The sequence below is a fragment of the Klebsiella sp. C239 genome (assembly GCF_048822715.1).
Taxonomy (GTDB): domain Bacteria; phylum Pseudomonadota; class Gammaproteobacteria; order Enterobacterales; family Enterobacteriaceae; genus Klebsiella; species Klebsiella quasipneumoniae.
In genome coordinates this window covers 596,548-622,941 of record NZ_JBMEZK010000001.1, presented here as the reverse complement: position 1 = coordinate 622,941, position 26,394 = coordinate 596,548, and the positions used below count along the sequence as shown (strand labels likewise).

Below are 26,394 nucleotides of genomic sequence, written 5' to 3'. Positions count from 1 at the left end.
TCGTTAATCTCCTTTCAGGCAGCTCGAATACTGATTCGCCAGCTGGGTGAGGAATTGCGGGTAACTCGCTTTACCCAGCTTAATTCCGCTACCCAGTGGATCCAGGGTCCCCATGCGCACAGACGTGCCCCGGGCAACAGCTTCGATAACCGCTGGCCTGAACTGTGGCTCAGCAAAAACGCAAGTGGCTTTCTGCTCAACCAGTTGTGTTCTGATTTCGTGTAAACGCTGCGCACCGGGCTGTATTTCAGGGTTGACGGTAAAATGCCCCAGCGAGGTCAAACCGTAGTGTTTTTCAAAGTAACCGTAGGCGTCATGAAAAACGAAATAGCCCTTTCCTTTCAGCGGTGCCAGCTCATTGCTAACCTGCTTGTCGGTCGCCGCCAGCGCGGCCTCGAACTGCTGCAGGTTGCTGTCGAGTTTGGCTCGACTCTGCGGCATAAGTTCCAATAATTTATCGTGGATTGCAACCGCCGAAAGCCGCGCTATCTCTGGGGATAACCACAGATGCATATTGTAGATACCGTGATGGTGATCGCCGTCACTTTTTTCCGCTGCGCCATGGTCATGACCATGATGATCGTCATCGTCGTCAGCGCCGGTCATCAGCAGCGGTTTGACCCCATCCAGCTCTGCGATAGTCACCTTTTTATTCGCCGCAATGCTTTGCGTCGACCTATCCATAAAGGCTTCCATTTCCGGACCGATCCACACCACTAAGTCTGCGTTCTGTAAGCGTTTTACATCGGAAGGACGGAGAGAATAATCATGCTCGGAGGCGCCATCGGGCAGCAGCACCTGGGTGTCGGTAACCCCATCGGCGATAGCCGCCGCGATAAAGCCCAGCGGTTTCATGGAAGTCACCACGGCGGCACTGGCCTGCGGTACCTGTGCGAACAAAAAAACAGCGCCAAGTCCAGCGCAAAGAAGCGTATTTTTATGTAACATAATGCGTCTAGTCATCGAAACGAGTGAGTGTGATGTGATATTATAACATTCACTAGCTTGTGCAACCCCTAAATGATTATGACAAACCTTGTAACACTGGAAAATGTCTCGGTGGCCTTTGGCCAACGCCGCGTGCTGTCTGACATCTCGCTGGCTCTCACGCCAGGCAAAATATTGACCCTGCTGGGCCCCAACGGCGCCGGCAAATCGACGCTTGTGCGGGTGGTTCTGGGGCTGGTAGCACCGACAGAGGGTGTTATCAAGCGCGAAGAACGCCTGCGGATCGGCTATGTGCCGCAGAAACTGCATCTCGACGCCACGCTGCCGCTGACCGTCAGCCGCTTCCTGCGTTTGCGTCCGGGCACCCGCAAAGACGACATCCTGCCGGCGCTGAAGCGCGTGCAGGCCGGGCATCTGATCGACGCCCCGATGCAAAAACTTTCCGGCGGAGAAACCCAGCGCGTGCTGCTGGCCCGCGCCCTGCTCAATCGCCCGCAACTGCTGGTGCTGGATGAACCGACCCAGGGCGTCGACGTCAATGGTCAGGTTGCGCTCTACGATCTTATCGACCAGCTGCGCCATGAGCTGGACTGCGCGGTGCTGATGGTCTCCCACGACCTGCATCTGGTCATGGCCAAAACCGACGAGGTATTGTGCCTGAACCAGCATATCTGCTGCTCCGGCGCACCAGAGGTCGTCTCAATGCATCCGGAGTTTATCTCCATGTTCGGCCCGCGCGGCGCGGAACAGCTGGGGATCTACCGCCATCACCATAATCACCGCCACGATCTTCAGGGGCGAATTGTACTGCGTCGGGGAAACAGCCGCTAATGATTGAACTTTTGTTACCTGGCTGGCTGGCCGGGATGATGCTGGCCTGCGCCGCCGGCCCGCTGGGCTCCTTTGTGGTCTGGCGCCGTATGTCCTATTTCGGCGACACGCTGGCGCATGCCTCGCTGCTCGGCGTCGCTTTCGGTTTACTGCTGAACGTCAATCCGTTTTATGCGGTGATCGCCGTCACCCTGCTGCTGGCCGGCGGGCTGGTATGGCTGGAAAAACGGCCGCATCTGGCGATCGATACCCTGCTGGGCATCATGGCGCACAGCGCGCTCTCCCTGGGGCTGGTGGTGGTTAGTCTGATGTCTAACGTCCGCGTCGATCTGATGGCGTACCTGTTCGGCGATCTGCTGGCGGTTACCCCGCAGGACCTGATCGCCATTGCCATTGGCGTGGTGATTGTGATTGGCATTCTGCTCTGGCAGTGGCGGAATCTGCTGGCGATGACCATCAGTCCGGACCTGGCGTTTGTCGATGGCGTGAAGCTGCAGCGGGTCAAACTGCTGTTGATGCTGGTCACCGCCCTGACTATCGGCGTGGCGATGAAGTTCGTCGGGGCGCTGATCATCACTTCCCTGCTGATTATCCCGGCCGCCACCGCCCGCCGTTTTGCCCACACGCCGGAGCAGATGGCCGCCGTGGCGGTGGGCGTGGGCATGCTGGCCGTCACCGGCGGGTTAACCTTCTCGGCTTTCTACGACACGCCGGCCGGTCCATCGGTGGTGCTGTGCGCCGCGGCGCTGTTTATTCTGAGCATGACGAAAAAAGCCGCCAGCTAAAAATGAAAAACCCGGTCGCGCTGCTGACCGGGTCTCCCGATGAACGACACATCCGTAGCGAACTACGGCATCTCCGGCGGCGTAATCCCGAAATGATTCCAGGCGCGCACCGTCGCCATTCTTCCCCGCGGCGTACGCTGCAGAAAACCCTGCTGAATTAAGTAGGGCTCCAGCACATCTTCAATGGTTTCCCGCTCTTCGCCAATCGCGGCGGCGAGGTTATCCAGCCCCACCGGTCCGCCGAAGAACTTATCTATCACCGCCAGCAGCAGCTTGCGGTCCATATAGTCGAACCCTTCCGCATCGACGTTGAGCATATCCAGCGCCTGGGCGGCAATGTCGGCGGAGATAGTGCCGTCGTGGCGCACTTCCGCGAAGTCACGCACCCTACGCAGCAGACGGTTGGCAATACGCGGCGTGCCGCGTGAACGGCGGGCCACTTCCAGCGCGCCCTCGTCGCTCATCTCCAGCCCCATATGGCGGGCGCTGCGGCTGACAATATGCTGCAGATCGGGGATCTGATAGAACTCCAGACGCTGCACGATGCCAAAGCGGTCGCGCAGCGGCGAAGTCAATGAACCGGCCCGGGTGGTGGCGCCGATCAGGGTAAACGGCGGCAGGTCGATTTTAATCGAGCGCGCCGCCGGACCTTCGCCAATCATGATATCCAGCTGGTAATCTTCCATTGCCGGATAGAGCACCTCTTCCACCACCGGCGAGAGGCGATGGATCTCATCGATAAACAGCACATCGTGCGGTTCAAGGTTGGTGAGCATCGCGGCGAGATCGCCCGCTTTCTCCAGCACCGGGCCGGAGGTGGTACGCAGATTCACCCCCATTTCATTGGCGACGATATTAGCCAGGGTGGTTTTCCCCAACCCTGGCGGGCCAAAAATCAGCAGGTGATCGAGGGCGTCGCCGCGCAGCTTCGCCGCCTGGATAAAGATCTCCATCTGCGAACGCACCTGCGGCTGGCCGACATACTCTGCCAGCAATTTTGGGCGGATGGCGCGGTCAGCGGCCTCTTCGAAGCCGCTGCTGTCTGCCGATACCAGCCGGTCTGCTTCAATCATCCCTTACCTCACAACGCGGCGCGCAGCGCTTCGCGGATTAGCGTTTCACTGTTGGCGTCCGGACGCGCGATCTTGCTGACCATCCGGCTGGCCTCCTGCGGTTTATAGCCCAGCGCGACCAGCGCGGCAACCGCTTCCTGCTCGGCATCGTCCGCCGTCGGGCCTGCCGGTGAGGTCAGTACCAGATCGGCGGCCGGGGTGAACAGATCGCCGTGCAGCCCTTTGAAGCGGTCTTTCATCTCAACGATCAGGCGTTCAGCGGTTTTTTTGCCAATCCCCGGCAGCTTCACCAGCGAGGCGACCTCTTCCCGCTCAACGGCGTTGACGAACTGCTGCGCCGACATGCCGGAGAGGATCGCCAGCGCCAGCTTTGGCCCTACGCCGTTGGTTTTGATCAGTTCTTTAAACAGGGTACGCTCCTGTTTGTTGTTAAACCCATACAGCAGCTGGGCATCTTCACGCACCACAAAGTGGGTGAAGACAATCGCCTCCTGCCCGGCCTCCGGCAGCTCATAGAAGCAGGTCATTGGCATGTGCACTTCATAGCCGACGCCCGCCGTTTCCAGCAACACCAGCGGGGGTTGTTTTTCGAGAATGATGCCTCTGAGTCTGCCTATCACGTGGGGCTCCTGCGTTATGGTCTAAGTATCTGGCGGTATCATAAAAAAAGGCTGGATAGATATCCAGCCTGATTTGCGATTATCGTAAGCGCCCTCGCGCCAGATTGAGCCGGGTCTCGCTGATCTGAGCGGCATTCTGACTGACATGGCAATGGGTGATGGCGATCGCCAGCGCATCCGCCGCATCCGCCTGAGGATTGGCAGGCAGCTTGAGCAAAGTGCGCACCATGTGCTGGACCTGACTCTTTTCAGCGCTGCCAATGCCGACAACCGTCTGCTTAACCTGGCGGGCGGCGTATTCAAACACCGGTAGCGACTGATTGGTCGCCGCCACAATCGCCACCCCGCGCGCCTGCCCGAGCTTTAACGCCGAGTCGGCATTCTTGGCCATAAAGACCTGCTCAATGGCGAAAAAGTCAGGCTGGAACTGGGTGATGATCTCCGTCACCCCGGCGTAGATCAGCTTCAGCCGCGACGGCAGATCGTCCACTTTGGTGCGGATACAGCCGCTGCCAAGGTAGCTCAGCTGCCGGCCGACCTGACGGATCACGCCATAACCGGTAACGCGCGACCCCGGGTCAATGCCGAGAATAATAGCCATCACGCGCCTCCGGTGAACCGTGGATGCGGCTGCATCACAGGGTGGCTGCGACCTCGTCGGAGATCTCGCCGTTATGGTACACTTCCTGCACGTCGTCGCAGTCTTCGAGCATATCGATCAGACGCAGCAGCTTCGGCGCCGTCTCGGCATCCATATCCGCTTTGGTGGACGGGATCATCGAGACTTCAGCAGCGTCGGCTTTCAGGCCAGCGGCTTCCAGGGCGTCGCGCACGGCGCCCATCTCTTCCCATGCGGTGTAGACGTCGATCGCGCCGTCGTCATAGGTCACCACGTCTTCAGCGCCAGCTTCCAGCGCCGCTTCCATGATAGTGTCTTCATCGCCTTTCTCGAAGGAGATGACGCCTTTTTTGCTGAACAGGTAGGAGACAGAACCGTCGGTGCCGAGGTTACCACCGGTTTTAGTGAAGGCGTGACGCACTTCCGCAACGGTACGGTTACGGTTGTCGGACAGACATTCCACCATCACCGCGGTGCCGCCAGGGCCATAGCCTTCGTAAATGATGGTTTCCATGTTCGCGTCTTCATCGCCGCCGACGCCGCGCGCGATGGCGCGGTTCAGGGTGTCGCGGGTCATGTTGTTAGACAGCGCTTTATCCACCGCCGCACGCAGACGCGGGTTGGACGCCGGATCGCCGCCGCCCAGACGCGCTGCGGTAACCAGTTCGCGAATGATTTTCGTAAAGATTTTACCGCGCTTGGCATCCTGTGCCGCTTTGCGGTGTTTGGTGTTGGCCCATTTACTATGACCTGCCATAAAAAACTCTCCAAAAAGCGCGCCCTTTCAGGCGGCGTTAATTACAAATTCTTCAATCGCCTGCCGGTTGCTCCACGACTTGGTCAGCGCAGCGGCTTCCGTCGCGCTGACCCAGCGGTAGGCCAGATGTTCGGTAAAGGTAATTTCCCGCTCATGAGGCAGCGCAAGACAGAACCAAAATTCCGTATTACGCTCCACTCCCGGCGCATAGCGATGACGCAAATGAGAAAATATCTCGAACTCCACCGTGCGCTGACAGTCGATTAAGGTCAGTTGCTCGCAGGCAACGTCAATGGCGACCTCTTCCTTTACTTCACGCGCGGCGGCCTGCAGCGCGGTCTCTCCTGCTTCCAGGCTGCCGGTGACCGACTGCCAGAACGCGGGATCGTCGCGCCGCTGCAACATCAGCACCCGTTTGGTATCTTCGGCGTAAATCACCACCAGCACCGAAACGGGCAGCTTAAATGACATATTACTTGTTCTCCAGAGACGCTTTTGCCTCTTTCTCCACAACCTGAATACCCAGTTCACTGAGCGCCGCCGGATTGGCGAAGCTTGGCGCTTCGGTCATCAGGCAGGCGGCCGCGGTGGTTTTCGGGAAAGCGATAACGTCGCGGATGTTATCGGTGCCGGTCAGCAGCATGGTCAGACGGTCAAGACCGAACGCCAGGCCCGCATGCGGCGGGGTACCGTATTTCAGCGCATCGAGCAGGAAGCCGAATTTCTCACGCTGTTCCTGTTCGTTAATGCCCAGAATACCAAATACCGTCTGCTGCATGTCGCCGCGGTGGATACGCACCGAACCGCCGCCGACTTCATAACCGTTAATCACCATATCGTAGGCGTTGGCCACGGCCTCTTCCGGCGCGGCTTTCAGCTCGTCCGCCGTCATATCTTTCGGCGAGGTGAACGGATGGTGCATCGCCGTCAGGCCGCCTTCGCCGTCGTCTTCGAACATCGGGAAGTCGATCACCCACAGCGGCGCCCATTTGCTCTCGTCAGTCAGGCTCAGGTCTTTACCCAGCTTCAGACGCAGCGCGCCCAGCGCGTCGGCCACCACTTTCTTATTATCGGCGCCGAAGAAGATCATGTCTCCGTCCTGCGCACCGGTGCGGTCAAGGATCGCTTCCACGATTTCAGCGGTGAGGAATTTGGCCACCGGGCTGTTGATCCCGTCCATGCCTTTGGCACGCTCGGTCACTTTAATATAGGCCAGCCCCTTCGCGCCGTAGATCTTCACAAAGTTGCCGTATTCGTCAATCAGCTTGCGGGTCAGAGAAGCCCCGCCCGGAACGCGCAGCGCCGCCACGCGCCCTTTCGGATCGTTGGCCGGGCCGGCAAAGACCGCGAACTCCACCGATTTCAGCAGGTCGGCGACGTCCACCAGCTCCATCGGGTTACGCAGATCCGGTTTATCGGAACCGTAGCGACGTTCGGCTTCGGCGAAGGTCATGATCGGGAAATCGCCCAGGTCGACGCCTTTAATCTCCAGCCACAGCTGACGCACCATCGCTTCCATGATCTCACGCACCTGCGGCGCGGTCATAAAGGAGGTTTCCACGTCGATCTGGGTAAATTCAGGCTGACGGTCGGCACGCAGGTCTTCATCGCGGAAGCATTTGACGATCTGATAGTAGCGGTCGAAGCCGGACATCATCAGCAGCTGTTTGAACAGCTGCGGCGACTGCGGCAGCGCGTAGAATTTGCCTTTGTGCACGCGGGAAGGCACGAGGTAATCGCGGGCGCCTTCCGGGGTGGCTTTGGTCAGCATCGGGGTTTCGATGTCGAGGAAGCCATGGTCATCCATAAAGCGGCGCACAAAGCTGGTGATTTTCGCGCGGGTTTTCAGACGCTGCGCCATTTCCGGACGACGCAGGTCGAGGTAGCGGTATTTCAGACGCGCTTCTTCGGTGTTGACGTGATTGGAGTCCAGCGGCAGCGATTCTGAGCGGTTAATGATCGTCAGATCGGAAGCCAGCACTTCGATAGCGCCGGTGACCATGTCCGCGTTGATGTTTTTCTCTTCACGCGCGCGAACGGTGCCAGTGACCTGAATGCAGAACTCATTACGCAGTTCAGAGGCTAACTTCAACGCATCCGCACGATCCGGATCGAAAAACACCTGAACGATGCCTTCGCGGTCGCGCATATCGATAAAAATGAGGCTACCGAGATCGCGACGGCGGTTGACCCAACCACACAGAGTCACCTGCTGCCCAACGTGGGACTGTCGAAGCTGTCCGCAATATTCTGTACGCATGAGATATCCCTTAACTTAGCCGTCGGCGGATTGTCGTCTGCCCTGCAGGCGACGAGGTCGCAGCTTTAGTTGATGTCACAACTGAATGAAAAAAGGCGGCTATTATACTGGAAATTCTGTCGTTCGATAAGTCCGACGCACGATGTACGCTGCTTTGCTGCGCGCTTAACGTCCACACTCACATAAATTAACAAAATTTGTTACCCTTTTGCTGAAGCCGCAAAGGTATTGTAGCCGCCTGACAACAGATGAAGATACGGGGATACCATGTTAGAACTCAATGCGAAAAACACGGCGCTGGTGGTGATCGATCTGCAGGAAGGCATTCTGCCTTTCGCCGGCGGCCCAAATCGGGCTGACGAGGTGGTGGCGCGCGCCGCTCGCCTGGCAGACAAATGCCGGCAACAGGGTTCGCCGGTGATCATGGTCCGCGTCGGCTGGTCGGCCGATTTCGCCGAAGCGCTGAAACAGCCTGTCGACGCTCAGGCCGGGGCGCATACGCTGCCTGAGAACTGGTGGGCCTATCCGGCCGCGCTAGGTAAACAAGAGCGCGATATCGAAGTGACCAAACGCCAGTGGGGCGCGTTCTATGGCACCGACCTTGAGCTTCAGCTGCGCCGCCGCGGTATCGACACCATTATTCTGTGCGGCATCTCCACCAACATCGGCGTCGAATCCACCGCCCGCAACGCCTGGGAGCTGGGCTTTAACCTGGTCATCGCTGAAGATGCCTGCAGCGCCGCCTCCACCGAACAGCATCAGGGCAGCATGACGCATATTTTCCCGCGCATCGGCCGCGTGCGCAGCACCGAGGAGATCCTCGCCGCGTTATGATTTATATTGGGCTTCCCCAGTGGTCGCACCCGAAATGGGTGCGCCTTGGCATCACCAGCCTTGAAGAGTACGCCCGCCACTTCAACTGCGTCGAGGGCAACACCACCCTGTATGCGCTGCCCAAGCCGGAGATTGTCGCCCGCTGGTACGAGCAGACCCACGATGACTTCCGCTTCTGCTTTAAATTCCCGGCGACTATCTCGCACCAGGCCGCCCTGCGCCATTGCGACGAGTTAAGTAGTGAATTCTTCACCCGCCTGGCGCCGCTGGCCTCGCGCATCGGCCAGTACTGGCTGCAACTGCCGGCGACCTTTGGTCCTCGCGATCTCCCCGCGCTATGGCACTTTCTCGACGCACTGCCGAAGGATTTCACCTACGGCGTCGAAGTTCGTCACCCCGAGTTCTTCGCCAAAGGGGAAGCGGAACAGCAGCTCAACCGCGGACTGCACCAGCGCAACGTCAACCGCGTGATCCTCGACAGCCGCCCGGTCCACAGCGCCGCGGCCACCAGTCCGGCGATGATCGACGCGCAACAAAAGAAACCGAAGGTGCCGGTGCATGCAGTGATGACCGCCCGGCAGCCAATGGTGCGCTTTATTGGCGGCGACGATATGGTCCATAATCGGGAACTGTTTCGCGTCTGGCTGCAGACGCTGCCGAAATGGCATCAGTCAGGGACGCCGTGGCTGTTCCTGCATACCCCCGATATTGCCTACGCGCCGACGCTGGTCGATACCCTGTGGGGCGATCTGCGCGCCGCCCTGCCGGCGGCAGGAAATGCGCCGTCGATTCCGCAGCAATCTTCTCTTTTCTGATATCCTGCTATCATATCCGGAGCCATCTGCCAGAGTTAAAGGGAGTTTTCGTATGGTCAGCGCGCTGTATGCCGTTTTAGGTGCGTTATTGTTAGTGAAGTTCTCATTTGACGTGGTGCGTTTGCGCACCCAATACCATGTAGGCTATGGCGACGGCGGCTTCAGCGAGCTGCAGGTCGCCATCCGCGTTCACGGCAATGCCGTCGAATATGTGCCGATTGGCCTCATTTTGCTGTTATTTATGGAGATGAACGGCGCCCAGACCTGGATGGTGCACGTTTGCGGCATTTTATTGATCCTCGGACGACTGATGCACTCCTGGGGTTTTCATCACCGTGTCTACCACTGGCGCCGCTCCGGCATGAGCGCCACCTGGTGCGCGTTGTTGCTGATGGTGCTGGCCAATCTCTGGTATATGCCCTGGGAGTTGGTTTTCTCCCTCCGTTAGCGCACAATACGCCGTTTTCGTTTTTTCGGGTTTAACGTTATGTCTCACCGCGATACGCTTTTTTCCGCGCCGATTGCCAGCCTCGGCGACTGGACCTTTGATGAACGGGTTGCTGAAGTCTTCCCCGATATGATCCAGCGTTCTGTGCCTGGCTACTCCAATATCATCTCGATGATCGGCATGCTGGCCGAGCGCTTCGTTCAGCCCCACACCCAGGTTTACGATCTTGGCTGTTCGCTGGGCGCCGCCACTCTTTCCGTGCGCCGCAATATTAGCCATCCGGGCTGCCGCATTATCGCCATCGATAACTCCCCGGCGATGGTGGAGCGCTGCCGTCGCCATATTGACGCCTATAAAGCGCCGACGCCGGTCGAGGTGATTGAAGGGGATATCCGCGATGTGGCCATTGAAAACGCTTCGCTGGTGATCCTGAACTTTACCATTCAGTTCCTTGAGCCGGGCGATCGCCAGGCGATCCTCAATAAAGTCTATCAGGGGCTGAATCCCGGCGGCGCGCTGGTGCTCTCGGAGAAATTTAGCTTCGAAGACGCCCACGTCGGCGAGCTGCTGTTCAATATGCATCATGACTTTAAGCGCGCGAACGGCTACAGCGAGCTGGAGATCAGTCAAAAACGCAGCATGCTGGAAAATGTAATGCTGACCGACTCTGTGGAAACCCATAAAAAACGCCTGCGTCAGGCGGGGTTCGAACATGCTGAACTGTGGTTCCAGTGCTTTAACTTTGGCTCGCTGGTGGCAGTAAAATCCGGGGAGCAGGCATGATCGACTTCAGTAACTTTTATCAGCTGATCGCCAAAAGCCCGCTGTCTCACTGGCTGGAGACGCTGCCTGCCCAGGTAGCCGCCTGGCAGCGCGAGGCCCTGCACGGCAAGTTTCGCGAATGGGAGCGCGCCGTTGAGTTTCTTCCGGAATTAACGCCCTGGCGTCTGGACCTCCTGCACAGCGTCACCGCCGAAAGCGAAACGCCGCTCAGCGAAGGCCACCGGCTGCGGGTAGAAAACCTGCTTAAAAACCTGATGCCATGGCGCAAAGGCCCTTATTCGCTGTACGGCATCAACATCGATACCGAATGGCGCTCCGACTGGAAATGGGAGCGCGTCCTGCCGCATCTGTCCGATCTTAGCGGACGGACCATCCTCGACGTGGGCTGCGGCAGCGGCTATCACATGTGGCGGATGATCGGCGCGGGCGCGCATCTGGCGGTCGGCATCGATCCCACCCAGCTGTTCCTGTGCCAGTTTGAAGCGGTGCGTAAGCTGCTTGGCAACGACCAGCGGGCGCATCTCCTGCCGCTGGGCATCGAGCAGCTCCCGGCCCTGGAGGCCTTTGACACCGTGTTCTCGATGGGCGTGCTCTACCATCGCCGCTCGCCGCTGGACCACCTGTGGCAGTTGAAAGATCAGCTGGCGCCGGGTGGCGAGCTGGTACTGGAGACGCTGGTGGTCGAAGGCGATGAAAATACGGTGCTGGTTCCGGGCGATCGCTATGCGCAGATGCGCAACGTCTATTTTATTCCCTCCGCGGCGGCCCTGAAAATGTGGCTGGAGAAGTGCGGGTTTATCGATGTGCGCATCGTCGACGCCTGCGTCACCTCGACGGAAGAGCAGCGGCGCACCGAATGGATGACCAGCGAATCGCTGGCCGATTTCCTCGACCCGCAGGATCGGCGCAAAACCGTGGAAGGCTATCCGGCGCCGCTGCGCGCGGTGATTATCGCCACCAAACCGGAAACGCAGCAGTCGCTGGCGAAGAAAGCGAGATAAAAAAAGGCCCCTGTTTAATGGGCAGGGGCCTGGTACGGGCAATCATCATATTGGGCGACATGATGTGCAGCAAAAACCGTTTAACTTCTGTCAGCGGAAATTATCTTTTTCATCTCCGCCACCGCTGCGCCATTGACGGCGTAGCGCCTGTATTCGTCCGCATCGGGATCGGCTGACATCGAAACGCCTGGATGACGAAAGCGCATTTCCGATGGCAACCACTGGCCTGCAGAGCTATGAACCTCTTTCACCCCCGCCTGCAGAAACAGCGGCAGGTTCGCGGCGCGCACTCCCGCACCGGCCATAATGATTGGAGTATCCCCTGCGGCAATAAGTTCCGTAATTAATGAAATACCTTTCTCCGCCGAGGATTGCTGACCGGAAGTCAGGATACGTTTAACCCCCAGCTCACCCAGCGTCTCCCAGGCCTGACGCGGGTCGGCGCACAGATCGAACGCGCGATGAAAGGTCACCGCCAGCGGCCCGGCCGCAGCCATTATTTTTTTCATCCGCGGGATATCGACCTGACCATCGACATCCAGTACGCCGGTCACCAGCCCGGGAAAGCCGAGCTCCCGCACCATGCGGATGTCGCTAAGCATCGCGGCGAACTCCTCTTCGGTATAGCAGAAGTCGCCGCCACGCGGGCGGATAATCGGATGCACCGGGAGAGTAATCGCCTCGCGGACCGAGACCAGCACCCCGTAAGAGGGCGTTAATCCCCCTTCCTGCGGCGCGGCGCAGAGTTCAATACGATCGGCGCCGCAGCGCTCAGCTTCCCTGGCGCACGCCATGCTGTAACAACAAACTTCCAGTACCGCCATTGCTCACTCCCTGATCCAGACAACCTTCTCAGCATGTCATGATTTCACGCGGCAGACGCCGCGCGGCTTCACACTGTTATGTATCGGCTTGCTCGCTGGCGACGATTTGTTCAATAGACCATGGGTGAAATTTGACCGTCACGCTGCCGTCGGTGACCGCCAGGGTGGGATTCGGCAGACGCTCATGTTCCCCTTTCGGCGAGCTGGTTTTGACGACGATCCCCGGCTGGCTGAGTCCGTCATCGGCCAGCAGCGCCAGAGCGCGGGCATTTAAGGTAGCCGGATCGCCGGGCAGGACAATTTCGATATGCTCCCAGCCTTCATGGGGATAACGCTTTTCACCCGGCCACGGCAGCTCAACGATATGAAAGCGCCAGTGCGCCACGCAGACCGGCTCCGCCAGTTTAAACAAGCAGATAGGCCGACCGTTGATCATATTCTCCGACAGCAGGGTTCCGCACTGCGCCAACCCACTGCGCCAGCGCTCCGCGGTGGCGTTCTGATGACAGCGCAGGGAGATATGGTCGGCGTCGAGTCCGCCGATCTCCAGTCCCAGTCGCGCAGCGAAGCGCTGTAGCGCATCGGAAAATCGCGGGAGATCCGCCGTAATATCGGCCAGTTGTTCAATCTGCTGCCAGTTCGCCATGGGTTTGCTCGTCACTTATGTTCATCAATAATAAAAAGGCTAATCTACCGTGTTTTAGGCCGCGGACCAACCGCCACCCTGCCGCTGCGTGACCGACCGACGATGGATTGCCCATGCCGCCGCGCCGCGCGCGATGCTGACGGACGGGGACAAATGCAGTATACTCCCGCCCTAATTTGTCCACATTCCGGCGCCGCCTCCCTCGGGGGCTGGCGCATTACACGTAAGGTATTCCGGTGAATATTCAGGCTCTTCTCTCAGAAAAAGTCAGCCAGGCCCTGATCGCGGCAGGCGCGCCTGCCGATTGCGAACCTCAGGTCCGCCAGTCAGCAAAAGTTCAGTTCGGTGACTATCAGGCCAACGGCGTGATGGCTGTCGCCAAAAAACTGGGCATGGCGCCGCGACAACTTGCAGAGCAGGTACTGTCTCATCTTGGCCTCAACGGCATTGCCAGCAAGGTTGAAATCGCCGGGCCGGGCTTTATCAATATTTTCCTCGACCCCGCGTTCCTGGCGGACAACGTCAACCGCGCGCTGCAGTCAGAACGCCTGGGCGTCGCCACGCCGCAGGTACAGACCATCGTCGTCGACTATTCGGCGCCAAACGTGGCGAAAGAGATGCACGTCGGCCATCTGCGTTCGACCATCATTGGCGATGCCTCGGTCCGTACCCTGGAGTTCCTGGGCCATAAGGTGATCCGCGCCAACCACGTCGGCGACTGGGGCACCCAGTTCGGCATGCTGATCGCGTATCTGGAAAAACAGCAGCAGGAAAACGCCGGCGAGATGGCCCTGGCCGACCTCGAAGGTTTTTATCGCGAAGCGAAAAAACACTACGACGAAGACGAAGCCTTCGCCGAGCGCGCGCGCAGCTACGTGGTTAAGCTGCAGGGCGGCGATGAGTACTTCCTGCAGATGTGGCGTAAGCTGGTGGACATCACCATGTCGCAGAACCAGATCACCTACGATCGCCTGAATGTGACGCTGACCCGCGATGACGTGATGGGCGAAAGCCTGTACAACCCGATGCTGCCGGGGATCGTCGCCGATCTGAAAGCCAAAGGGCTGGCCGTGGAGAGCGAAGGCGCCACCGTGGTGTTCCTTGATGAGTATAAAAACAAGGAAGGCGAACCGATGGGCGTCATCATCCAGAAAAAGGATGGCGGCTACCTCTATACCACTACCGATATCGCCTGTGCGAAGTATCGCTATGAAACACTGCACGCCGACCGCGTGCTCTACTACATCGACTCCCGTCAGCACCAGCACCTGATGCAGGCGTGGACCATCGTGCGTAAAGCAGGCTATGTGCCGGACTCCGTGCCGCTGGAACACCATATGTTCGGCATGATGCTGGGTAAAGACGGCAAGCCGTTTAAAACCCGCGCCGGCGGCACCGTGAAGCTGGCGGATCTGCTGGACGAAGCGCTGGAGCGCGCGCGTCGCCTGGTGGCCGAGAAGAACCCGGAGATGTCCGCTGATGAGCTGGAAAATCTGGCGAAAGTGGTGGGTATCGGCGCGGTGAAATACGCCGACCTGTCGAAAAACCGCACCACCGACTACGTTTTCGACTGGGATAATATGCTGGCGTTCGAAGGCAACACCGCGCCGTATATGCAGTATGCCTATACCCGCGTGCTCTCCGTGTTCCGCAAAGCCGGCATTGACGAAAACGCCCTCACCGACGCGCCGGTGGTGATTGCGGAAGATCGCGAAGCCCAGCTGGCCGCGCGCCTGCTGCAGTTTGAAGAGACCCTCTCCGTGGTCGCTCGCGAAGGGACGCCGCACGTGATGTGCGCCTACCTCTACGATCTGGCGGGCCTGTTCTCCGGTTTCTACGAGCACTGCCCGATCCTCAGCGCGGAAAGCGAAGCGACCCGCAACAGCCGCCTGAAGCTGGCGCTGCTGACGGCGAAAACCCTCAAGCTGGGTCTCGATACCCTCGGTATCGAAACCGTCGAGCGTATGTAAAACCAACCCGGCGAAAGCCGGGTTAGTTTTTTCAGCCGCCGCGCCTGCGGGATCTCCTGCTCAGGAATACTTGCGCAGATACTCGGTCAGACAGAGGATCGCCATCGCCTGGCCGTAGGGCATCGAGGTGAGCGGGATCTGGCGATAGAAATCAAGGTCTGACCCCATTCCGGTGCCAAAGGAAGTCTGCAGCAGCTCCCCCTGCGGCGAAATGTTCTGCACAATTCCGCGAATCGCTTTTTCAGCCACCCCGGCATAGTGCTGCCCGACATATCGCTTGCGCACCGCTTTGAGTATGCCGTAGGCAAAGCCGGCGGTCGCCGAGGCCTCTGGATAAGAGTGCGGGTCGTCCAGCAGGGTATGCCACAGGCCGCTGTCGTCCTGACATTTCGCTAAGGCGGCAATTTGCGCGTTCAGCACCTCGGTCAGATAGCGCCGTACCGCATTCCCCTCCGGGAGATCCACTAACTCAAGAAAATCCGGGATCACCATAGTGAGCCAGCTGTTGCCCCGCGCCCAGCGCGCCCGGGCAAAATTATGCCGACCGTCATAGCTCCAGCCGTGAAACCACAGCCCGGTTTCCCGGTCCATCAGGTTCTGCACGTGGAGCAGGAACTGATAGGTCGCCTCCTCCACATACTGCGGACGGTGAAGCAGCTTGCCAATTTTGGCTAACGGCAACACGGTCATCATCAGCGTGTCATCCCACATTTGCTGGTGGTTTTCTTCCGCCAGGGTGATGTGCTGCATGCCGCCCTGCTCGGTACGCGGCATCTCATACATTGCCCACTCCGCCCAGCTCTCCAGCCACGGCAGATACGCCTTACATCCGGTCTCTTCAAAGCGATAGGCCAGGGTCAGGAACGGCGCCATGGTGTTGACGTTTTTGGTCGTTGCCCCCTCGGCGAAACGGTCGGCAAACCAGCGGTCAATAATATCGCGCATCTCGAGATCGCCGGTTTGCTGATAATACTGATAGATGCCATACAGCCCGACGCCGTGGGTCCACTCCCAGCCGGCCCAGCCTTTGGTATCAATAACGCGCCCGTCATCCAGGCGCAGTAAAAATTGCCCGCTCTCATCCTTAATATTCACCAGGTTTTGCGTCACGTTGCGGATGAGCGCCTGCAGTTCGCTACGGGCGATAAAACGCTCAGGCTGACAGAGTAATGGGCTATGTTTTACCGGCCAAACTTTCATGTTGTTAACCTCGGGTATATGTCGAATTCAAAGCGCCGCCCTGGGTGAGCGCCGGGGCAGCAGGTTTATGACGATTCAGGTAGCCAATATTGTTATTTCCCCACAGGCAGTCGTAGGGCATCCCCGCCAGCATCTCGACGACCGCGCGGTGTTCCGCACTGGTCAGTTCCGGCTGGGCGTGACCGCTTTCGCGCATTCTTAGGGTTTCGCTGCGCAGGACGCTGTGGGTATGCAGATTGAGTTTGAAGCGCAGCGAAACGAGGAAGCCGCAGGCTAAGACCACCAGCGTGCCGACGCTGAGGATCAGCAAAATGGTATGGCTGACCCCTGCAGGCTGTATTTTTTGCCCGGAGACAAACCCCGACAGCTGCATGATGATGCCCACCAGCATCACCGCCCCCGCCTGCGAGGCTTTGCGGGTCAGCGTCATGATGCCGGCAAAAATCCCCTCCCGGCGCTGGCCGGTGATCGCTTCGTCGACGTCGGCAATATAGGTGTAGGTATTCCACGGCACGTAGTTAATCCCGCCGCGTCCCAGTCCGGCGACAGCAGAGATGAGCAGCAATAACGAATAGACGTCGCTCAGTCCGGCGTAATAGAGCAGCGCATAGGAGAGCGAGCTCAGGCCAAAGAGGACCACCACCATGCGGTACGACGGCGCGGGGCCAAAGCGAATGCACAGCGGGATCATGGCGATCACGGCGATAAACTGGAAAATCGCCATCGTCCCCAGCAGATTCGAGGCGACAGAGGCCTCCTGCATCAGAACAAAGACCACGTAATAGGTGAACACGGCATTGAAAACGTCCTGGGCGATATAGCCCCCCAGATACATGCCGAGGTGCTGGCGGAAAATTTTTATCCGCAGCGTGGAGCTCAGCTCAATCACCAGGCGATTGAGGCTCTGGGCGAGGGTTAAGTTCTGTTTTTCCGCTTCCGCCCGCAGCGCCGCCTCTGACCAGGCCTCACGCGGACGCTCCCAGGTGAAACACCAGACGAAGGTCAGCATCACCGCGCACAGGACCGAGAACACCAGACTGGCATAAAAGAACGAGCTGGCATTGTCTTTGCCGAGCCAGGTAAGGAGGATCCCCGGCAGAAAGGAGGCTAAAATCGCCGACATTTGCGCCATTGAGATGCGCGCGCCGGAGAATTTGGTTTTCTGTTTAAAGTCATCGGTCATCTCCGGCACCAGCGTCTCGTAGGGCACCAGAATCATGGTGTAGACCATATCAAACAGCAGATAGGTGAGCAGGTAGTACCAGAAGCCCATCTCGCCAACCCACATCGCCGAGTAGCTGAATACGCACGGGATGCCGAGCAGAATAAAGAATTTTCTGCGGCCGAAGCGCTTGCCGAGCCAGGTGGTGCCGAAGTTATCGGTGAGAAAGCCCATCAGCGGGCTCACCACCGCATCCAGTACGCGGGCGGAAGCGAATATCAGCGTGGCTTCTATCGGAGAGAGTCCGCAGAAGGTGGTGTAAAAGTAGAGCAGCCATGCGGCGGTTAGCGCCGTGGTGCCGGCGCCGAGAAAATCGCCCGCGCCGTAGGCCAGGTAGTTAGCCAGTCCAATCTTTCGTGTTTTCATCGCCGTGATCCTGTGTCTTTTTTTAAGAGAACGCCGACAATCTTTCCGGATTTGCCACCGGAAGGGAGTGGGTACCTGGCTACACTAAAAGCAGCGAAACGACGTTACCTTTGTGCTTTTGCCACGCAACCGCCGCCGGTGGCAAAATGACAAAGAGATGACGTCTTCACTTCACTCATTTATAAAACAGCATTTCTTTTAAATCAAAAGACAGGTTCACCATTGTGATCTGGCCGGAAAAACACCGACTGGCGAAGAGGCTCGCAAATCCCGGGATCGGCCCTTGCGCAGCCGGGTAAACAGGAGTAAAGAAAGAAGGAAAGAAAGGGTTATTCCGCGTATCTCAAGGAGGTCAGATGCCTTATTCACATCTGCTGGTTGCCGTCGCGCCAACGCCGGAGAGTCAGGTATTAATTAAAAAAGCGGTGTCGATTGCCCGACCCGTGAACGCGAAAGTGAGCTTTATCACCCTCGCCACGGATCCGGAGCTGTATAACCAGTTCGCTGCGCCGATGATGGAAAATCTGCGCGAGGTGATGCAGGAAGAGACGCGTGATTTTCTCAACGAGCTGGCGCGTCACGCGGACTACCCGATAGAGAAAATGACCATCGCCTGCGGCGAACTGGGCCATCATATTAAGGACTTCTGCCGGTCGCACCAGGTCGATCTGGTGATCTGCGGCAATCATAACCATTCCCTTTTTTCGCGCGCCACCTGCTCGGCGAAAAATATCGTCGGCAGCTGCGGCGTCGATGTCCTGCTGGTTTCCCTTGAAAAGGGCTAACGCCGGTTAGCCCTTTTCCTGAACTAGGCCAGTTTAGGGAACGTGGCTATCTTCCCCCGCAGGCGGCTCTCCTCACTGCGCGGTGAAATATGCTGCAGATCGTCGACAAAACGCGCCTGCCAGTTATGAATATCATTTTCTCTGATCACGTCCAGCATCGCAGAATGACGGGCAATACGTTCCGCCAGCGGCATGCTAAGGGCGCGATCCAGCGCGGCGGCAACCTCGTCGCGATCGTAGGGGTTGACGATCAGGGCGCTGGTCAGCTCCTGCGCCGCGCCGGCAAACTGCGACAGGACCAGTACGCCAGGGTTATCCGGATCCTGCGCCGCCACGTATTCCTTCGCCACCAGGTTCATACCATCGCGCAGGGGCGTCACCAGGCCGACGTCAGAGTAGCGGAAGACCTTCATCAGCAGCTTACGGTCAAAATGCTGGTTCAGGTAGTAGAGCGGGGTCCAGCCAAGCTGGCCAAACTGGCCATTGATGCGCCCGGATGCGGTTTCCAGCTGGTGGCGGATGTCCTGATAGGCCTGCACATCGCCGCGGGAGGTCGGTGCGATCTGGGTATAACGGATCTTACCGTGATGCTGAGGATACTTTTCGAGCAGCGTCTCATAGGCGAGGAACCGCTCCGGCAACCCTTTCGAGTAGTCAAGCCGCTCCACCGAGAAGATATTCTTCACGTTTTTGAGCTCGTTTTTCAGCTGGACCAGTTTCGGCGGCAGCGGACCTTTGGCGTTGCGCGTAATCTCGTCCGGATCGATCCCTATCGGATAAACCTCAGTGCTGAACGCCTTACCCCACGCCTGATAGCGTTTGTCTCCGAGGTCGGAGAGTCGGGTCTGCATGGCAATGCTGTCAAGAAACGCGGTTCTGTCGCTTTCAGTCTGGAAGCCCAACAGGTCGTAATCGCACAGTTGTTCCAGCAGCTCAGCGTGCGGCGGTAGCGCGTTAAAAATCTCCGGCGTCGGGAACGGAATATGCAAAAAGAAGCCGATCCGGTTGTTGACCCCACGCTTGCGCAGTTCGCTGGCGAAGGGCAGCAGATGGTAATCATGGATCCACAGCGTATCGTCTGGTTCGATCAGCGGCAGAAGCTTGTCCGCCAGCATGGCGTTAACTCGCTGATATCCCTCCCAGGCTTCGCGCTGGAAGCTGACCAGATCAAGACGATAATGGAAGGCCGGCCACAGCACGGCATTAGAGAACTGGTTGTAGTATTCATCATGGTCACGTTCATTAAGGTTGAACGACGCCCATGAAATATTTCCGCGGGAGACCTGCTTCAGCGGTTGCTGGTCATCGCCAATTTCGCCGCTCCAGCCAAACCACAGACCCCCTGCCGCTTTCAGTGCCCCCAGGATGCCGACGGCCAGACCGCCAGCGCTCGATTTTTTATCGTCCGGTAAGGCGATACGGTTAGAGACTACGACTAAACGACTCATGGTCATCCCTCCTTTCGGTTTGCGCGTCATACGCCAGATGTTGCAACCACGTCCTTACGGCGGCGGCATCCGCCAACCGCCAGTGCGCCTGGGTTTCCCCGGCGCCCACTTTTATCGACATTCCCTGCAGTTGATTAACCACGCTGAATCCCGCTTCGTCGGTCAAATCATCGCCGACAAAAACCGGTTCGCGACCGGCAAACGGTGCTTCCTGCATGAAGGCGGTGATCGCCTCCCCTTTGTTGACACCGCGGGGTTTAATCTCCACTACGCACTTGCCAAGCTGTAGCGCCAGCAGCGGGTAGCGCTGAACGATGCGCTGCGCCAGCTCCAGCACCGCGCTCTGCTGCTGCGGCGCCTGGCGGTAGTGGAGCGCGAAGGCCATCTCTTTACTCTCCAGCTCGCACCCGGGGAGCGCCTGCAACGCCGAGGTCAGCTCAGCCGCGATTTCATCGCGCAGAGCCGACGGCAGAGAGACAATATAGGTTTTACCATTGATATCACGGCGTTCAGCCCCGTGAACACCGGCCAGCGGTAGCCGCCAGGGATGGGTTAGCGCGTCAAGTTCAGACATTGAGCGCCCTGAAATCAATGCCACCGCCCCGCCCTGCTGCCGGGCCAGCGCGTTGAGCGCCTGCAGCGTGTTGTCGGGTATCACCACCTGATCGGGGTGCGGCTGGATATCGGCAAGAGTACCGTCGAGGTCAAAGAAAAAAGCGTAGTTTCCGGTTAGCGCAGGCGGTACAGATATCTGGTTATCCACCCTGTTTCCTCCTTATCATGGCCAGCCGAAGCTGGTTGTTAATTATATGTTAGCCATGTAAGTATAGACAGTGTGACCAACCTCGCCATTTTTGATAGATACCGCCAGCGAAACGGGCGCTGGCGGTAATTACTCTGTAGACTTAAAAGTTATGCCTGAAATCAGGCCGCACGTTTGGCTTTTTGTTTGTAGCGGTCAAAAATTACCGCCGCCAGCAGGATGACCCCGCGCACGACGTATTGTGAAAACGGCGAGATGTTCAGCAGATTCATCGCGTTCTCCACGGTTCCGAGGATCAGGATCCCGGCCACCACGTAGGAGATCTTGCCGATCCCGCCCTTCAGCGATACCCCGCCCAGCACACAGGCCGAAATAACAATCAGCTCATAGCCAATCGAGGTCATCGGCTGGCCGCTGGTCATCCGCGACGCCAGGATAATTCCCGCCGCGGCCGATACCAGACCGGAGAGCACAAAGATAATAATCTTGGTGCGCACCACCGGAACACCGGCCAGACGCGCCGCCTCTTCATTGCCGCCTATAGCCAGCGTATTACGGCCAAAGGTGGTTTTGTTTAGTAATAATCCGAAAACCACCAGGCAGGCGACCGTCAGCCAGATCGGTGCCGGCAGACCAAACCAGTTGGCATACCCGAGGGTGAAGAAGCGTTCATCTTCGATCCCCACCGCTTTACCGTCGGAGATAATGTAGGCCAGGCCGCGGACAATCTGCATAGTGGCCAGCGTGGTGATCAGGGCGTTGATCTTCAGCCGGGCAATGACAAAGCCGTTGACCAGGCCACTGATCGCCCCCAGCAGCAGACCGGCGGCAATCCCCAGCCACAGGCTTTCGCTCAGGTTAATCACCACCGCGGTAGTGACCCCGGCACAGGCGATAACCGACGCCACCGACAGGTCGAAATCGCCGGAGGCCAGGCAGAAGAGCATACCGCAGGCCACCATCCCGGACATCGAGATCGCCAGCCCCAGCCCCTTCATATTGACGAATGAGGCAAAGTTAGGCACAAAAATTACGCAGCCGATAAACAGCACCGCAAACACCACCAGCATGCCAAACTGATCCCAGATACGGGCAAAGCTAAAGGCAGAGCGGGTAGCGCCGGACGTAGTCACTGATGACATCATTTACTCCTTACTCAGGCGACAGCCTGACTCACTTTTGGCATCGCAAGGCTTAACGCCTGCTGTTCATTGGCTTCTTCATGCAGCAGTTCGCCGGCGACTTGCCCTTCACGCATCACCACGATGCGGTCGGCGACGCCCAGCACTTCCGGCAGGTCGCTGGAGGCAAATACCACGGCGACACCGGAGGCGGCGAGGCCATATATCACGTTGTAAATTTCATGTTTGGCGCCGACATCGATACCGCGGGTGGGCTCATCGAGCAGGATCACCTTCATCTCTTCCGACAGCCAGCGGCCCAGGATCGCTTTCTGCTGGTTGCCGCCAGACAGGTTCATGATCAGCTGTTCCGGGCCCGGCGTTTTAATGTTCAGCGACTGGATATGCTGATCGGCGTTGTCCGCCTCCCAGGCGTTGTTGATCAGGCACCCGGCGTGGATATGCTTGCGTCGGGCGCTGATATTGATGTTGTCGCGCACGGAGTGAACCGGAATAATCCCCTCCGCTTTCCGATCTTCCGGGCACAGCATCATCCCGGCCTGGATGGCCTGGGCCGGTTTGCGTATGTCGACGGGCTGGCCATCGATATACACCTGACCGCTGGTGATCCGCGTCCCGCCGAACAGACCTTTCATCAGTTCGCTGCGCCCGGCGCCCACCAGCCCAAACAGGCCGACGATTTCGCCACTGCGCACCGAGAGGCTGACCGGCGTGCGCACGCCCGGGGCCTTCACCTCCTCCAGACGCAGCCGCTCTTCGCCGTAGGGGCGAGGTTTCCAGCCGTAAATATCCCCCAGATTGCGTCCCACCATCGCCTGAACCAGCGCGTCGTGGCTGACGCTCGGCATATCATCAAAAGTGCAGACGTAGCGGCCATCTTTAAAGACGGTGATGGCATCGCTGAGGGCAAAAATTTCTTCCATCCGGTGTGAAACATAGATGATGACGCGCCCCTCCTCCCGTAGCTCGCGGATAACGCGAAACAGGTTGTCGATCTCCCGGGCGGAGAGCGAACTGGTCGGTTCATCGAAGGCGATAATTTTGGCGTTACGCGCCAGCGCTTTGGCAATCTCCACCATCTGCCACTGGCCAATGGAGAGATACTTCAGCGGCGTCTCCGGGTCGATATCCAGCCCCAGATGCTCAAGCTGCAGGCGGGCCTCGTAGTTGAGCAGCGAGCGGTTGACGATGCCGCCTCTGTGCGGCAGCTGGCCAAGATAGATATTTTCGGCGACGGTCATCTCCGGGATCAGATGCAGTTCTTGATAGATAATCGCCACGCCGGCGTTGAGCGCCGCCATCGTATTGGTGAACGCCATCTGCTGACCGCCGATCTGCAGGTGGCCCGCGGTGGGGATGTAGTTACCGCTGAGGATTTTCAGCAGCGTCGATTTGCCTGCGCCATTTTCGCCCATCAGCGCGTGGATCTGTCCTGGGTAGCAGTCAAAACTGATATCGGACAAGGCCTTTACGCCAGGGAACGTCATGGTGATGCCGCGAAATGAGAGATAAGGGGTAGACTGTTGCATAACGACTCCGCTCTTCTGCACTCAGCCCCCGCCGCGGCGGGGGCCAGTTCAACCGGGCTGTTACAGCCCTTTTTTCGCCAGCTCTTCTTTGAAGTTATCGCGGGTAATCAGCACCACATCGGTCACCGCAGTGAACTTCGGCGGCTCAACGCCCTTGGTGACCCAGTTGTAGAGCATTTCGCTGGTTTTATAGCCATGAATATCCGGGCTTGGCAGCAGGGAGCCATAGAAACCGGTCGGCTGCGCCTTCGACAGTTCGTTGACGGCATCCACGCCGTTGATGCCAATGCCAATCACATCCGGCGCTTTAAAGCCCTGGCCTTCAGTGGCACGCACGCCGCCGAGCACGGTGTTGTCGTTCATCCCAACGATCAGCCAGTGTTTAACCTGCGGGTGCTGGACCAGCATCGAGTTACCGGCGTCAAACGCCCCCGGGATATCGTTAGATTTTGTCGGAACGCGGTAGATTTGCGCTTCCGGGAAACCGGCCGCCTTCAGGGCATCGATGGAGCCAGTGGTACGACGGCGGGCGGTGTCCAGCTCATCGGCGGTGATGGCCATCACCGCGGTGTCTTTAACATCCCAGCCGCGTTTCTGCATCTCTTTATACAGCTCCTGCCCCTGGCGGGCGCCGATTTCGCTGGCCGCCATCATCACCAGCGGCACGCTCTCCATCGGTTTACCTTTGGCGTTGACGAACTGGTCATCGACGGTAATCACCTTCATGTCATAGCCGCGCGCCTTAGCGACAATCGCCGAGCCGAGCTTAGGATCGGGGGTACAGATGACAAAGCCCTTCGCGCCGCTGGCCGCCAGGCTATCGATGGCGTTCAGGGTTTTCTCACCATCCGGCACCGCAATTTTAATGACGTCAAAGCCTAAATCTTTTCCTGCTTTATCAGCAAATTTCCACTCGGTCTGGAACCATGGCTCTTCCGGCTGTTTCACCAGAAAACCCAATTTCAGGTTTTCCGCCATAGCTGATTGTGACATAACCGCTGCGAGACCAATGGCCGCCAGCGCTTTAGTAAATTTGTGCATGGTAAACTCCAGCTTTAATTCGCTTTCATGTAGGGAAAAATCGGAATTAACTTTTTTATCAGCATCAAAACAAGGCATTAGAAAAATCACATTCCCTACTGCCGTTGTTAGAGTAGTAATACCCGGAAATTATTTCTCCATACGAGAGCATTATCACATCGCGGAATTACAGTAATTGCGTACATAGATTTAGCAAAAAAAGACATAAAAAAAGACATAATTGTCATACAATTTAACCGGCGAATAGCAGGATCATCTATACCACCAGCAGGGTTATCCCTGTGATGTCAGAGGGTGTTTAACAGAGGGTTACGGCACTGTTATATCCAGTGGCTAACGGGGTCGCAGCGGCGGTCAACTGCCTGCCGGCGCTGAAGATCAACAGACGCGCGTCGCCAGTCCGCGCATCGGCCGTTTTATATCGCGATAAAACGGATCTTTTGCGTAATTTATTCCGAATTGAAAAAGATATTCCGGATACATAAAAAAGCCTGCAACAAAAAATAAAAATAATTATCATCACCATGAAACATTGCTCTCTGAAATAACTTATAGCTTTGCGTTATACGACGAATCTCGTAGTCAAATACCTATAACTTATACTTGGCACACCGCGCTAGCGCCCCGGTCTACGCCGCCAATCCCCCGCCAGTCGTCATTCAGGAATAATCGTGTAACAAAACGTAAATTATCCATCTTGAGAGTTTTCTTAATTCCATTCAGCGAGTATTCTAAAATTGTCGGCAAGAGGAAAAATTACCCGACTCATACGGAATGTGTAGAGTTTTATTATTCTGCAACAGTGCAGCGCGCCACTCTTTTATCCTGTTGTTTACCGCAGGAACCGCTGACGCGCACCAGTAACCCCTTCCCGGTTAATAAGGATATTTTTATGGCAGTTCCAGGAATGGCACAAAAGCTAAACACCCAGATGAACCTTGAGTTCCACGCCTCTAACGTTTACCTGAACTTAAGCGAGTGGTGCGCCCGGCATCGCTTCGACGGCGCCGCGACATTTTTGCGCAACCGCGCGCAATGCAGCATCACCCTCACCATGCGCGTATTTGACTATCTGAAAAAAGCCGGCAGCTGGCCGATAGTGAATCCCGACCGCGCCTGTAATCCCGAATGTACCTCGCTGGAAGATCTCTTTACCCAAACCCTGGTCGATTACCGCCAGCGTAGCAGTATGCTGAGCGGTCTCGCCGAGGAAGCCAAAGCGCAGAGCGATGACAACACCTGGCGTTTTCTGATCCGGCTGGCGGAAGAGCAGCAGCAGGATGGGCTGCTGCTGCAAAGCGTGCTCGAGGAAATTCGCAATGCCGACAAAGCCGGGATCGGTATGGAACAGACCGATCGCCGTCTGATGGCCCTCGTCGGAGCGTCACAGAAACCCCATTAATCAGAGGTGTCGGGCCTTTTTCGGCCGATCAGGGGGAGCGCGTTCGCGCTGCCCCGCCCTGTTTATTAATCCGTTATCGCTATACTCCCCTGCCATTTATTCCTCAAAAGAATAAAAAAGTTTTAACTCGATCCCATTCCCTCGTCATCGTTACCCCTTTGGGGGGATTAGTGAGCGCGGTCACTTTTTGTTGAGCCACAAAGAAATATAAAAACAGTGTTTCAAAAATATAAAACACGAGGTTTATTTTTTATGGCTCGATACACGGCTTCAGCCTCTGAA

Annotated in this window: 27 protein-coding genes; 10 read left to right on the top strand and 17 right to left on the bottom strand. The window is 57.7% G+C overall.

Going from position 1 to position 26,394, the window contains the following annotated elements; translation table 11 throughout:
• Positions 1-3 precede the first annotated feature (3 nt).
• On the bottom strand, positions 4-948 hold the full coding sequence (znuA, locus tag ACOI6Z_RS02900; RefSeq protein ID WP_048336020.1) for a zinc ABC transporter substrate-binding protein ZnuA: 945 nt from the start codon (positions 946-948) through the stop codon (positions 4-6).
• Positions 949-1,059: 111 nt separating this feature from the next.
• Here znuA and znuC point away from each other — a divergent pair, with 111 nt between their 5' ends.
• Together znuC and znuB are read left to right on the top strand one after the other, a co-directional pair.
• Complete coding sequence (znuC, locus tag ACOI6Z_RS02895) at positions 1,060-1,779, top strand: zinc ABC transporter ATP-binding protein ZnuC (protein WP_228958578.1); 720 nt, start codon at positions 1,060-1,062, stop codon at positions 1,777-1,779.
• Positions 1,779-2,564, top strand: coding sequence for a zinc ABC transporter permease subunit ZnuB (znuB, locus tag ACOI6Z_RS02890; RefSeq protein WP_102004406.1), 786 nt, complete (start codon positions 1,779-1,781; stop codon positions 2,562-2,564). Before znuC ends, znuB begins: the two co-directional genes overlap by 1 nt.
• Before the next feature lie 62 nt (positions 2,565-2,626).
• Here znuB and ruvB read toward each other — a convergent pair whose 3' ends face one another.
• From ruvB to aspS, 6 genes are all read right to left on the bottom strand, one after another.
• The gene (ruvB, locus tag ACOI6Z_RS02885) at positions 2,627-3,637 is read right to left on the bottom strand and encodes a Holliday junction branch migration DNA helicase RuvB (protein ID WP_004148860.1); all 1,011 of its coding nucleotides are present in this window, start codon (positions 3,635-3,637) and stop codon (positions 2,627-2,629) included.
• An 8-nt stretch (positions 3,638-3,645) separates the two neighbouring features.
• Positions 3,646-4,257 carry a Holliday junction branch migration protein RuvA gene (gene ruvA, locus ACOI6Z_RS02880; RefSeq protein WP_002911454.1) on the bottom strand — a complete coding sequence of 204 codons (612 nt, stop codon included), beginning with the start codon at positions 4,255-4,257 and terminating at the stop codon, positions 3,646-3,648.
• Positions 4,258-4,336: 79 nt separating this feature from the next.
• The gene (ruvC, locus tag ACOI6Z_RS02875) at positions 4,337-4,858 is read right to left on the bottom strand and encodes a crossover junction endodeoxyribonuclease RuvC (protein ID WP_004203412.1); all 522 of its coding nucleotides are present in this window, start codon (positions 4,856-4,858) and stop codon (positions 4,337-4,339) included.
• Positions 4,859-4,892: 34 nt separating this feature from the next.
• Complete coding sequence (locus ACOI6Z_RS02870) at positions 4,893-5,633, bottom strand: YebC/PmpR family DNA-binding transcriptional regulator (protein ID WP_002911459.1); 741 nt, start codon at positions 5,631-5,633, stop codon at positions 4,893-4,895.
• 27 nt (positions 5,634-5,660) lie between these two features.
• Entirely contained in the window at positions 5,661-6,104 is a 444-nt protein-coding gene (gene nudB / locus ACOI6Z_RS02865) for a dihydroneopterin triphosphate diphosphatase (protein WP_002911477.1), read from the bottom strand.
• A gap of 1 nt (position 6,105) precedes the next feature.
• Positions 6,106-7,893, bottom strand: coding sequence for an aspartate--tRNA ligase (gene aspS / locus ACOI6Z_RS02860; RefSeq protein WP_348852800.1), 1,788 nt, complete (start codon positions 7,891-7,893; stop codon positions 6,106-6,108).
• 267 nt (positions 7,894-8,160) lie between these two features.
• Between aspS and ACOI6Z_RS02855 the strand changes: the two genes are divergently transcribed.
• From ACOI6Z_RS02855 to cmoB, 5 genes are read left to right on the top strand one after another with little or no spacing between them, the layout of a single operon-like run.
• Complete coding sequence (locus tag ACOI6Z_RS02855) at positions 8,161-8,727, top strand: hydrolase (protein ID WP_420686915.1); 567 nt, start codon at positions 8,161-8,163, stop codon at positions 8,725-8,727.
• A complete protein-coding gene (locus ACOI6Z_RS02850) occupies positions 8,724-9,542 on the top strand; it encodes a DUF72 domain-containing protein (RefSeq protein WP_334069200.1) in 819 nt (272 codons plus the stop codon). Before ACOI6Z_RS02855 ends, ACOI6Z_RS02850 begins: the two co-directional genes overlap by 4 nt.
• 52 nt (positions 9,543-9,594) lie before the next feature.
• On the top strand, positions 9,595-9,990 hold the full coding sequence (locus ACOI6Z_RS02845; protein WP_004203421.1) for an MAPEG family protein: 396 nt from the start codon (positions 9,595-9,597) through the stop codon (positions 9,988-9,990).
• Between the two features lie 39 nt (positions 9,991-10,029).
• Complete coding sequence (cmoA, locus tag ACOI6Z_RS02840; RefSeq protein ID WP_004203422.1) at positions 10,030-10,773, top strand: carboxy-S-adenosyl-L-methionine synthase CmoA; 744 nt, start codon at positions 10,030-10,032, stop codon at positions 10,771-10,773.
• Positions 10,770-11,774, top strand: coding sequence for a tRNA 5-methoxyuridine(34)/uridine 5-oxyacetic acid(34) synthase CmoB (gene cmoB, locus ACOI6Z_RS02835; protein ID WP_064154391.1), 1,005 nt, complete (start codon positions 10,770-10,772; stop codon positions 11,772-11,774). Before cmoA ends, cmoB begins: the two co-directional genes overlap by 4 nt.
• An 80-nt stretch (positions 11,775-11,854) precedes the next feature.
• Here cmoB and cutC read toward each other — a convergent pair whose 3' ends face one another.
• Positions 11,855-12,598, bottom strand: coding sequence for a copper homeostasis protein CutC (cutC, locus tag ACOI6Z_RS02830; RefSeq protein ID WP_101866313.1), 744 nt, complete (start codon positions 12,596-12,598; stop codon positions 11,855-11,857).
• A 76-nt stretch (positions 12,599-12,674) separates the two neighbouring features.
• A complete protein-coding gene (locus ACOI6Z_RS02825; RefSeq protein ID WP_023290260.1) occupies positions 12,675-13,244 on the bottom strand; it encodes a VOC family protein in 570 nt (189 codons plus the stop codon).
• A gap of 236 nt (positions 13,245-13,480) precedes the next feature.
• Between ACOI6Z_RS02825 and argS the strand changes: the two genes are divergently transcribed.
• Positions 13,481-15,214, top strand: coding sequence for an arginine--tRNA ligase (gene argS / locus ACOI6Z_RS02820; RefSeq protein WP_420686913.1), 1,734 nt, complete (start codon positions 13,481-13,483; stop codon positions 15,212-15,214).
• Between the two features lie 60 nt (positions 15,215-15,274).
• Here argS and ACOI6Z_RS02815 read toward each other — a convergent pair whose 3' ends face one another.
• Both ACOI6Z_RS02815 and ACOI6Z_RS02810 read right to left on the bottom strand, forming a co-directional pair.
• Positions 15,275-16,414 carry a glycoside hydrolase family 88/105 protein gene (locus ACOI6Z_RS02815; RefSeq protein WP_087824142.1) on the bottom strand — a complete coding sequence of 380 codons (1,140 nt, stop codon included), beginning with the start codon at positions 16,412-16,414 and terminating at the stop codon, positions 15,275-15,277.
• Positions 16,415-16,418: 4 nt separating this feature from the next.
• A complete protein-coding gene (locus tag ACOI6Z_RS02810; RefSeq protein ID WP_065881137.1) occupies positions 16,419-18,002 on the bottom strand; it encodes an MFS transporter in 1,584 nt (527 codons plus the stop codon).
• A gap of 356 nt (positions 18,003-18,358) precedes the next feature.
• Here ACOI6Z_RS02810 and uspC point away from each other — a divergent pair, with 356 nt between their 5' ends.
• Positions 18,359-18,787 carry a universal stress protein UspC gene (gene uspC / locus ACOI6Z_RS02805; RefSeq protein WP_004203433.1) on the top strand — a complete coding sequence of 143 codons (429 nt, stop codon included), beginning with the start codon at positions 18,359-18,361 and terminating at the stop codon, positions 18,785-18,787.
• A 23-nt stretch (positions 18,788-18,810) separates the two neighbouring features.
• Here uspC and otsA read toward each other — a convergent pair whose 3' ends face one another.
• The 5 genes from otsA to ACOI6Z_RS02780 all read right to left on the bottom strand — a co-directional run bounded on the left by otsA (position 18,811) and on the right by ACOI6Z_RS02780 (position 24,710).
• The gene (gene otsA / locus ACOI6Z_RS02800; RefSeq protein WP_032453397.1) at positions 18,811-20,235 is read right to left on the bottom strand and encodes an alpha,alpha-trehalose-phosphate synthase; all 1,425 of its coding nucleotides are present in this window, start codon (positions 20,233-20,235) and stop codon (positions 18,811-18,813) included.
• Positions 20,210-20,998, bottom strand: a complete 789-nt coding sequence (gene otsB, locus ACOI6Z_RS02795; protein WP_023290265.1) for a trehalose-phosphatase — start codon at positions 20,996-20,998, stop codon at positions 20,210-20,212. The genes otsA and otsB overlap by 26 nt, the downstream gene beginning before the upstream one ends.
• Positions 20,999-21,159: 161 nt before the next feature.
• The gene (gene araH, locus ACOI6Z_RS02790) at positions 21,160-22,140 is read right to left on the bottom strand and encodes an L-arabinose ABC transporter permease AraH (RefSeq protein WP_023290266.1); all 981 of its coding nucleotides are present in this window, start codon (positions 22,138-22,140) and stop codon (positions 21,160-21,162) included.
• A gap of 14 nt (positions 22,141-22,154) precedes the next feature.
• The gene (gene araG / locus ACOI6Z_RS02785; protein WP_044523997.1) at positions 22,155-23,669 is read right to left on the bottom strand and encodes an L-arabinose ABC transporter ATP-binding protein AraG; all 1,515 of its coding nucleotides are present in this window, start codon (positions 23,667-23,669) and stop codon (positions 22,155-22,157) included.
• Positions 23,670-23,729: 60 nt separating this feature from the next.
• Positions 23,730-24,710, bottom strand: coding sequence for an arabinose ABC transporter substrate-binding protein (locus ACOI6Z_RS02780; RefSeq protein WP_004203441.1), 981 nt, complete (start codon positions 24,708-24,710; stop codon positions 23,730-23,732).
• A gap of 892 nt (positions 24,711-25,602) precedes the next feature.
• Between ACOI6Z_RS02780 and ACOI6Z_RS02775 the strand changes: the two genes are divergently transcribed.
• Positions 25,603-26,112 (top strand): non-heme ferritin-like protein, encoded by a 510-nt coding sequence (locus ACOI6Z_RS02775; RefSeq protein WP_048297826.1) that lies wholly within the window; start codon positions 25,603-25,605, stop codon positions 26,110-26,112.
• 103 nt (positions 26,113-26,215) lie between these two features.
• On the opposite strand, the gene ACOI6Z_RS02770 is transcribed toward ACOI6Z_RS02775, so the two are convergent.
• Positions 26,216-26,350, bottom strand: coding sequence for a succinate dehydrogenase (locus tag ACOI6Z_RS02770; RefSeq protein ID WP_135717122.1), 135 nt, complete (start codon positions 26,348-26,350; stop codon positions 26,216-26,218).
• Positions 26,351-26,394: the final 44 nt, after the last annotated feature.